This window comes from Synechococcus sp. CCY9201 (assembly GCF_034931105.1).
Classification (GTDB): domain Bacteria; phylum Cyanobacteriota; class Cyanobacteriia; order PCC-6307; family Cyanobiaceae; genus CBW1002.
The window spans coordinates 1-9,786 of the sequence record NZ_JAYGIC010000076.1 but is presented as its reverse complement, the minus strand read 5'-3'; the positions used below and the strand labels follow the sequence as shown (position 1 = coordinate 9,786).

At 51.1% G+C, this 9,786-nt stretch carries 4 protein-coding genes and 3 pseudogenes; 3 read left to right on the top strand and 4 right to left on the bottom strand.

Features of this window, described 5'->3' with window-relative positions:
- Positions 1 to 197: pseudogene (locus tag VB716_RS07765) on the top strand (IS630 family transposase); the annotation flags it as partial.
- A gap of 114 nt (positions 198 to 311) precedes the next feature.
- On the opposite strand, the gene VB716_RS07760 reads toward VB716_RS07765, so the two are convergent.
- Positions 312 to 2,087 (bottom strand): hypothetical protein, encoded by a 1,776-nt coding sequence (locus VB716_RS07760; RefSeq protein ID WP_416238092.1) that lies wholly within the window; start codon positions 2,085 to 2,087, stop codon positions 312 to 314.
- Positions 2,088 to 2,230: 143 nt separating this feature from the next.
- Positions 2,231 to 4,102, bottom strand: coding sequence for an acyltransferase (locus tag VB716_RS07755; protein WP_323270166.1), 1,872 nt, complete (start codon positions 4,100 to 4,102; stop codon positions 2,231 to 2,233).
- Here VB716_RS07755 and VB716_RS07750 point away from each other — a divergent pair.
- Together VB716_RS07750 and VB716_RS07745 are read left to right on the top strand one after the other, a co-directional pair.
- Entirely contained in the window at positions 4,092 to 4,361 is a 270-nt protein-coding gene (locus tag VB716_RS07750) for a transposase (RefSeq protein WP_323270165.1), read from the top strand. The two genes, VB716_RS07755 and VB716_RS07750, sit on opposite strands and share 11 nt — an antisense overlap.
- 1,061 nt (positions 4,362 to 5,422) lie before the next feature.
- The gene (locus VB716_RS07745) at positions 5,423 to 7,186 is read left to right on the top strand and encodes an FkbM family methyltransferase (RefSeq protein WP_322757783.1); all 1,764 of its coding nucleotides are present in this window, start codon (positions 5,423 to 5,425) and stop codon (positions 7,184 to 7,186) included.
- A gap of 356 nt (positions 7,187 to 7,542) precedes the next feature.
- Here the strand turns inward: VB716_RS07745 and VB716_RS07740 are convergent.
- A pseudogene (locus VB716_RS07740) lies at positions 7,543 to 7,788 on the bottom strand (transposase); the annotation flags it as partial.
- 40 nt (positions 7,789 to 7,828) lie between these two features.
- Positions 7,829 to 9,477: pseudogene (locus VB716_RS07735) on the bottom strand (IS3 family transposase).
- Positions 9,478 to 9,786: the final 309 nt, after the last annotated feature.

The following is a 9,786-nucleotide window of genomic DNA, read 5'->3' as shown; positions in this document are numbered from 1 at the left end:
GCTGGTTCGGGATCATCACCCAGCGGGCGATCCGGCGCGGCAGCTTCTCCAGCGTCAAGGAGCTGATCGCCAAGATCGAGCAGTTCGTGGCGGCCTACAACAAGACCAAGGCCCCGTTCAACTGGACCGCGACGGCGGACTCAATACTTGAAAAGCTCCAGCGACTTTGCTCACAAATCTCCGGGACGGCACACTAGATAACGCTTTCCAATTTGCATTAGAATAAATTTGACAGAATAAGAAAAAAGGGAGAGACAGGATGAAGTGCCATCAAGTCGTTATGGCAGAGGAAATACTAGTTTCGCGATAGTCTACAATATCTGATAAAAATCGAGTACACATGAAGGGAGATTTGCCTTAAGTTGCTCATATATCTCTCTAGCTGAGACTTCCAATTCAACTTCGCCCGCATTGGGAGCCATACTCTCCTGTGAATTAACTCTTTTGATGTGCTCTAGTTCTATAACAGAATTATTAACGAGTTGTCCGGGATTGGCTGAGAGTGTCTCATACTCTAAGATTCGATAATTCGCACCAGCTCTCCTCAATCCATTAACAGCACTGTAGTTTAAGAGAAGGATCTTCGCAAGCTGTGCATAATCAGTACCGAAAGAAGCGACAAAGCTTTTGACCCAAGACCAAATCTGCCTCTTAATAAAGATGAATTCGGGATTCATAAGAGAGCTGCAGATTATTTCATACATCCATGACTGGTAAGACCGAAGCTTGAAAGAGACACGATTGGATTCAGGAAAGGTTATACTAGACCAATCGCAAAAATAGTATAATAATCCTTGAAAGATTCTAAGACTTAGGCTTGGCGAAAAAGCATTTACTTGGCACAGCACATCCGGTTCACTAAAACTTACATCACCTGCAGCCAGCAGGATATGATGCGCCAATGTAGATCCACATCGACCAATTGAAAGGACGAAGGTGACATTCTGCCTAATCTCCGATATCCGCTCTGACGACGTTGCAATGTCTGAAATACTAGTAAAAGCTGCAACCGTAGAGAACTCTCGCTGAGCCCTATAAAGAAAAGGCATGGATAGATGTTCTTTGATGACCTGAAGGGATAATAGCCGACCACGACGAGTATCAATTGCATAAGGCAGCAGGCTGGACCTAAAATGATCCGTGGCTTTATCAGTTATTTCAACATATATGAAGTCATCCACTGAAGGCTGCGAGAAGCTATTTAGACTAGAGCTCTTGCAAACTACTCTAATCAGATTGCCATAGACAGTGTTATCTTGTGACAGATCACGTGAAGAGTTGCTAGGACGGGAATTGGACCATTTAGGATTATCACTGAAATTCAAGGCATGCTTTGATGCTTCTTGATAAAAGTGCTGTGCAACTCTACGCAAGTGCAGTCCTTCATCCGTGCAGTCAAAAAACTCATCAAGAAAGTCTTTTGTACACCTGAGTGAATCGGGGATTGTTGATTCAAGAATAAGGTTTAAAGTAGTTCTGACTTCCGAAATCCACTCGCTTGTGACCTGCGATTCGCGGAACACTTTTCTTAGGATCTGCAAATCTATTTTGCACAAACCTTGATCAATTACAGGAATACCAATTTCTTGAGATTTAAGAATAAACGCAGTCGGGTAAAGCCTAGAGTCTCGATCTCTAATATGCCTCCCACTGATAATAAGTTTTAGCAACAGGTCTTCGAAGCCGCGAATATAATAATGCAAAATTGGCAGGTTCCTTGTTTCATGGAATGGCAGAATAGAGCAGTTAGGCTTAACGATACATGAATGTTCCTGGATTCTAGCTATGCTTGATACCCGCACAATCTGTTTTCCCCTAGGGAATAAAGAAAACATCTTCACATGGTCGCTGTGCTTTTCGATTGATGGTGATACGTGGAGCAACCAGGGAAAAGAGTAGACATCGAAATTATTATTAGCCATAAGACCGATATGCTTTCGCAAAAGAAACTCGTCAACGTCAATTAGTGCAACATAATCGCTGCTGATGACGTCTAGTATCGAAACCGGTATCAAAGCAAAGTTTCTATAATGGCCAGCAATGAGATGAATGATTACCCCAAGACCTTCAAGAATAATCACTGCCAAGTCCGTGCTCTGCTCACTAAAGATTAGAGCGTGAAATTCGGAAATACCTAAGCTTCGATGATGTTCAATAAATCCTCTAAGAAAGGGTGCTTCACCATTATGGCATCGAAATAAAATTGCTATAGATAAAGAAGATGACATTGTCAAGTGCTTGAATACGGCTTCAGAATGGCATGGATACCCTTTGGGTGAATTTCGAGTTCATGAGAAAAGCCAAGTATAGAAGCGCAGGTCAAAGCAATGCTAAACCACATTTCACATCCTTTTAGGCTGCCACTATGATCGATCCCAAAACTGGAAATACGGATTAAGCTAAAACTAAAGCCCTCGCTTCCTATCCAGTTATCGATTATTCTTTGTAGCACAAAAGAAGCAAGATCACAGATCTCAGCCCTTCTGTAATTTGATTGGCATGAAAAGTACCATAATGGGTATACTACGTCAAGAGCATTGCATGCTGTTAGGTTCAGAATATTGTCAAGTGGAAGTACATTAGCGTATTGTAATAGCGTATCAATCGCAAGCTGTGGATTAGGGTGTGGTCGACCCCAAAAAGCATAAGCCCCTCTCAAGATTCTGTAAGAGCCATTAACAGACTGAAGAAGATCTGGGATTGTCGTGGATGAATTGCCCCATAGACCAGTATTAGAATTAATATTGTATTCAAGAAAACTCCAGATTGTTTCCATCTTGTCTGCTGAAAAGTCGAAACACTTATTATTGAACTTGATTGACGTTGAAAGCATATCTATCCAACCGCCAGCAGCCCAAGCATTAGCATTCCAAGGAAGTGAACCCAATAGCTGTTCTAGTTTGTCGTTCTCGAGATCACTTACATAAGAAAATGGATATTTAATGGTCACTCCAGCAAGCTCTAGCGCATAAGCTGCGGCTAGGATATTATAGCGATCTCCTTGATCAGCCAATGAGATACGTCCAGCCGCACTATCTATACCGAGTTCTGCGTAGATTCCGGTAGAAGGTTGCTGCCTGTCGAGCAGTAGACTAGATATGCCCGAGAGTTGACCATGGTTGAAAAAGGTGTCATGGATATTGAGCATTAATGCTAGCTCGATGGCATCGCATTGGGCCCTTAAGGTTGGAATTGTGGAAGGAGAATCTAAAAAGAGATTGGATCCTGATTGATCAGAGTATCTACTCTTTAAGGACAGCGTTTGAGTACTTGCATTTTCGCAGAGATTAAGCAGTTCTTTTAGTTGACATTTGGCATTAATTGACTGACTTCTAGAAGTTCGACGATCGCGAATGACCCTTGCAGGATTACCTGCTGCAACAGAATAGCTAGGGATCGACTTCGTGACTACCGAGCCTGCACCTATGACGGAATGGCTTCCGATTCTCACACCATCGAGGACTACGACTCTGCTGCCAATCCAGACATCTTCATCAATGACTATGCCACGCCTAATAGTTCCTTGGCCCCTAATTGGGATACTGAAATCACTAAACCTATGATTTTGGCCTGCCAATGTCGAATGACTGCCAATCCGAACATTGTCGCCAACTATCACAAGCCCGTGTAAATCGCAATATGCATTGATGGAGCAATCACTTCCTATAAATAACTGCCCTCTTGCCATGCAATATGATGCTATGTAAGTACCCCTCCCTACTGCCATGAATTCCGGAGCAAGCATAGCGTGGGGAGATATAAAGCATGTATCGGATAAGCGATAGCGCTGATCATTCTTGAGAATCTGTCTTCCCCTGACTTGATCGGGGCGCTGAGCCAAGGAGGCTATGTCCGTTAAAAACGGAAAAGCATCTAGATCACTCATTCGTAGCCTCGTAAACAGATTGATACTATCAAGCCTATGGCGCTCAGAGTCTTGTAGGGACGGTGTCACTCCTTGACTGCCATTGAGATGGCCTCGATGAAGGTAGCGTGAGGATTGAATCGGGCTCATCTGGCGGCTTGTTGATCCGCACGTCATCGGGTTGGCGCCTGTAGCGAGTGGATCGGCTGCAGCGGCTTGGATAGACTTGGCAGACATCCTCGTAGACATCAGCTCGCTGCCAGCAAATTGTGGTGGCGGTACCGCTGTGAAGATGGTGAGGCGTGGCGAACTTGATGCCGCTGTGGCGGCAACGGTGGCTGTAGCAACGGAAGCCAGGGGCCTGCGGCGCTTTTTGCTGCGGGATCTGAAGAAAGTCGATGGTGAAGGGCATCTGATCGCTGCCACACACAACCTGCTCAAGTTGTTCCGGTTCAGGCGATCACAGCAGCTGGCGCTGGCGTCAACGACGGGATGAGGGGCAACGGCCTTGGCAAGAGTGGCCAGGGCTGACTCAAACCCGCCTGAATGAACCTGCTCAGCAGAAGAACAGTGCTGCTGGAGTTCACCTCATCCACGGTTCGTCGTGGTCAGGGGCTCGATGCTCTAGTGGTAACAAACTCCTAGCCGTGATTCCAGCGTGGCCCTTCGCATGGCGTTGCCGATATCGGAGTGAAAGATCAGGGGCGGCGGCTGGCACTGATGGCCGCCAATGACCCCCAGCAACGTCACTGCGGCCAGGCCGCAGAGATCGCCGGCACCGTACTGTCGTCTATGAGGAAGCGCGTCAACGGAACCCACGCCGCTGGTCACGGACGATCCGTTGTTGGCGTCAGCCGGAGGTGGTCTGGATCAATCCACCGTCAGGAGAAATTGAATCCAAACCAGCTACGTTGACGATGGCTGCTTGAACAGCAGCAGAGGCGTCATCTTTCCTGGCAGTCACCGCTGCGGGGGATCGATGCTGACAACGACCCGGTGTTTATGAACAGCCCGATGGAGGCTTGGTGTGACTGCCCGGGCTGCAGGCCGAGCCCCAGCTCCAGGCCAAGACGCTGCTGGAGCGGCTGTTCCGCCACAACCCGGAGCGCTACGGCCCATGCCACCTACGCACCCTGCAGCGGCGCCTGCGCGGTTCCCGGCTGCAATGGATCGAAAACGAGATGGCCCCTCTGGCGGCGGACAGGCCCCCAGGCTTGGAGGATGCCCAAAGCGGTAGGAAGTCGGTGTTCCCAGACGACCATTAAAATGGGTAAGAACAGATTGATGCAAAGCGGCCATCAACCTGATTGACACGGGACAATGCCCAAGCTAATTACCCAGATCCATGGCAGTCACTGAGATCTGGGCGGATTCAAGAGCGCCTGCGGAGGGGCTGGAGCTGATCCATGCGGAGCGGACTTCTACTTCTAGGCGGTCACAGGCACGCCGAGACTGCTCTTCGGGATTTATTGCAACGGAAGAGACGCCACTTTCACAGAGTCTTCCAGACAACGCACAAAGCGCTGTAGCATTAAGAAGCAGTGCGTGCATACAGGAATGAGGATTGCTGGACTGTCAATCGTCAAAAATGAGTGCGACATAATTGAGGTATTTGCCAGGCGGAATCTACTTCTCCTTGATTTCTTGTTAATTGTTGACAACCTTAGCAGTGACTCCACCGCAGAGATACTTTCCCTTCTCCACCAAGAGCAGCCTGGCAGAATAAAGATACTCAAGGCTGACTATTTAAACCATCAGCAGGAAGTGCTTATGACAAACCTGCTTCGGCTATGCGTTGCAGAAGGAGACTTTGATGTTGTGGTACCACTTGACGCTGATGAATTCCTCTGCGCACCTGACCGACAAAGCCTAAATAGATCGTTGCACGCATTGCAGCCAGGCGAGATTGGGCTACTAGAATGGCGGACTTATTTGCCACGGACTGACGATGCTCTCGACGAGATTGATCCAACGAAACGAATCACAACACGACTAATTAAAGAGCAAAAATATCTTAGAAAAGTTGTTATCCCAGCATCGATTGCTATGGCATCTGGCTTCCGCATTGAAAGAGGAAGCCATTGTGCCTCCTTGAACGGTGAATTACTGGCCGGCATGATCATATCTGATTGTTGGCTGGCTCATTTTCCTATACGCAGTCCAGCGCAAGCATCCTCCAAAGCATTGCTAGGTGAATGGGCTCTACGAACAAAGGTAACTAGAGACGCGGACGAGGGATGTCACTGGCAAGCGATGGCATCTCGACTAGTCGATAACCCACAGTTATCGTATAGCGAACTAGAGCTGCTAGCAAGAGGCTACACAGTGGCTGGGAATACAATCGATGAGAATGACCTAATAGAAGATCCTCTTCCTCAACATGCCGAGACTGAAATGCGCTTCTCGGCCAACACAACTCCCGATTTAGTGTCTAGGGTTATTCACTTTGCCGATAGCCTCACTTCAAGGCTAGCTAGAACCCCTCTTGAGTCAGGTTATTTTCGGATTTCCAGGACTTTGCATGGGCTGATAGCACATCACCGATCTGATTCGGTCATCGGCCGCTCAGTCTCCCTATATGGAGAATGGGCAGCAGAGGAACTGGAATTGCTGATGCGCCTAGCTCGGCCTGGAAACAATATAATCGATGTAGGTGCAAATATTGGAACGCATTCCATTCCATTAGCGAAGGCGATTGGCCCTTCAGGCTCAGTATTTGCATTCGAAGCGCAAAGACTTACATTTCAGATGCTTTGTGCAAATGCACAGCTAAACGACATTACAAATCTGTATGCATATCACAAGGGACTAGGAGCACAGTTCTCGACTGGATACACCCCAAGTCCATCTACTGCGCTAAGCGGAAATATTGGCAGCTTTAGCCTCGAGAATAGCACTCACGGCGAACCACTTGAGATCATTCCGCTAGATGCTCTTGATCTGCCATGCATACATCTAATCAAGATAGACGTTGAAGGGATGGAACGGCAAGTCATTGAGGGCGGGCAAAAGCTAATTGCACGTGATCGGCCACTTCTTTTTGTGGAGAATAATATCCATGAAAAATCCGCAGGCCTCATTAAAATACTACAAGATCTTGGGTACACCTGCTACTGGCACCTCGCCAGCTACTATAATTCGAATAACTTCTACAATAATTCAGACAACGTCTTCGCAAATTTTGGCCGCCCAGAGATCAACATGGCATGCTTTCCCAACGGCACTCAGGAATGGATAAGAGCAGAGATGGAAGTAAGCGGTCCCGACGATAGCTGGGTAAAAGCTCTCAAGCGAATGGGACTTCAATTCAAAACAGCTTAACATGGCAGCTCCTTAAGAATTAGTCCTTTACTCTGCAAATGCCTTATGGCAGCCTAGGCAGTCATGCTTGTGGACTTTAGACAGGGCAAAAACAGTTTGCAACAATTATCGCTATCCAAGCAGGGCTTCCCAAAGATCACTAGACCGCTTGCGGTACAGTGCATCCCCCTGCGTCAGGAAAGAAGTCCGCTCGGTCTGACCCATCCACTAGGAGTTTGTTGCCAATAGAGCAGCGGGCCCCTGGCCACCACGAACCGTGGCTGAGGTGAACTCCAGCGGCACTGTTCTTCTGCTGAGCAGGTTCATTCAGGCGGGTTTGAGTCAGCCCTGGCTGTGCTTGCCAAGGCCGTTGCCCCTCATCCCGTCGTTGACGCCAGCGCCAGCTGCTGTGCTCGCCTGAACCGGAACAACTTGAGCAGGTTGTGTGTGGCAGCGATCAGATGCCATTCACCAACGACCTTCTTCAGACCCCGCAGCAAAAAGCGACGCAAGCCCCTGGCTTGCTTGATCTGGCCGTTCACCGGCTCCACGATCGCCTTGCGCTGGGCGTAGATCTTGGAGCCCTTCTTGCTTCTGATCTTTCGGACCATGCGGGCCTTGGCGCAGTGACTTTCAGGGAAGGTGTCACTCCTTGGCTGCCATTCAGGCGGCCTCGATTAAGGGTAGCGCGAGGATCGAATCTGGTTCCTCTGGTGGCTTGTTGATCCACACGTCTTCGGGTTGGCGCCAGCAGCGAGTGGATCGGCTCCAGCGTCTTGGATGAGCCTGGCGGGCCTTCTCATAGACATCGGCTCGCTGCTGGCACATTGCGGTGGCGGTACCGCTGTGACGCTGGTGAGGCGTGACGAATTTGATGCCGCTGTGGCGGTGCCGGTGGTTGTACCAGTCGACAAACGCCGCCACCCACTCGCACGCCCCCTCTTTGCTGGCAAACGGCCTACTGGGTTAGTCGGGCCGGTACTTGACCGTGCGGAACAGGGATTCTGAGTAGGGATTGTCGTTTGAGACCCTTGGCCTGGAGAAGGATCTGAGCACACCCATCTCCTCCAGCCGTGATTCCAGCGTGGCCCCTCGCATGGCATTGCCGTTGTCGGCGTGGAGGATCAGCGGCGGCGGCTGGCTCTGGTGGCCGCGAAAGCCCCTTGGCCGGTGATAGCGCTCCTTCAGGCAGGCCCGCTGCACCAGATCAGCCGCAATCTCCGCCGACTCCACCTCCGCCACATCCCAGGCCACAACCTTGCGGCTCCAGACGTCGATCACCAGGTAGAGGTACAGCCACACACCCCGCACTGTGGTCGGCAGATCGGTGATGTCCCAGCTCCAAACTTGGTTTGGCCCATCCGCCCTGAGGCGCGGTACGGAGCGCGGTTCCTGCGGCAGCCGGGCCCGTCCACGGTGGTGGCACTGTCCCGCCTGGTGCAACACCCGATAGAAGCTGCTCTCGGAGCCGATATACAGCCCCTGATCCGCCAGGGCCGGCACGATCTGTCCCGGCGGCAGTGAGGCGTACTCCGGCTGGTTGCAAGTCAGCAGGATCCGCTGACGCTCTTCCTCGCTTAGCCGGTGAACCACCAGGCAGGAACTGCCTTTTCGACGATCAAGGCCGTCCCCGTCACCCAGAAAGGCCTTGCGCCAGCGCTTGAGAGTGCGCAGGCAGATCCCGATCTCACGGCAGGCACTCACCAGGCTGGCGCCCGCAGCATTCGCCTCGCCGATCAGCTCGATCGACTTCTGCCGGTGCGCGGCACTGGTCAGCCTTCCGCGTCCTCCGAGCAGAAGGCATCCCACTTTTTTCGCAGCACCAGCAAGGCCGCCATCTCCGCCATGGCCTTTTCCTTACGCTTCAGCTCCTTCTTGAGAGCCTTGATCTCCCGCTGGTCCTGGGCCCGGAGCCTTTCGAGCTCCTTCTGCTCAGCCATCGTCAGCACCGGCTTGGCGTTGGCATCCTGGGCTGCCTGCCGCCAACGGTTCACCTGCTCAGGGAAGAGCCCCCGCTCGCGGCAGTACGCACTGAGCTCGGTGGCGTTCAGCCCTGCCGTCTCCAGCACCACCGTGAACTTATCGGCAGCACTCCAGCCTTCTGGTTCCTTCTCGGATGCCGGATACCAGCCTTCTGGTTCCTTCTCGGATGCCGGCACCACCTCCCCCTGTAACCGCCAGGTCTTCCTCCATTTGTAGAGGGTGATCACGTGGATGCCCAGCTCTTCTGAAATCCGGGCCACGCTCTGGCGTTGCGGCGGGCTCATCCGCCTTCTCACATCAGCCTTGACGGCCTCGCTGTATCGGCGCATTGGTCATCTCCTCAAGCCCCCGGGTGTACGGATCAGAGGGGTGACATCTTTCCTGAACCCGGGGGGCGTCGGCATCCTTGGGCATCGGCCCGCGTTTCGGCGGTAGCGGCTGGCCGTGGGGGAGCCGACCGGTGGCGATGTAGGGCCTCCTGAGAAAGGGCAAAGCGGCTGCGCCGCAGTGGATCCGAGCAGATTTCAACTGTAGAATGTGCTCAATTCGGCTCGATATCGCCGAAAAGCAGTCCAGAGTTTTCCACATGTATCGGCGCGAGCATCGTCATCAGCTCTCGTTTGAGGATTTCTTCTTGC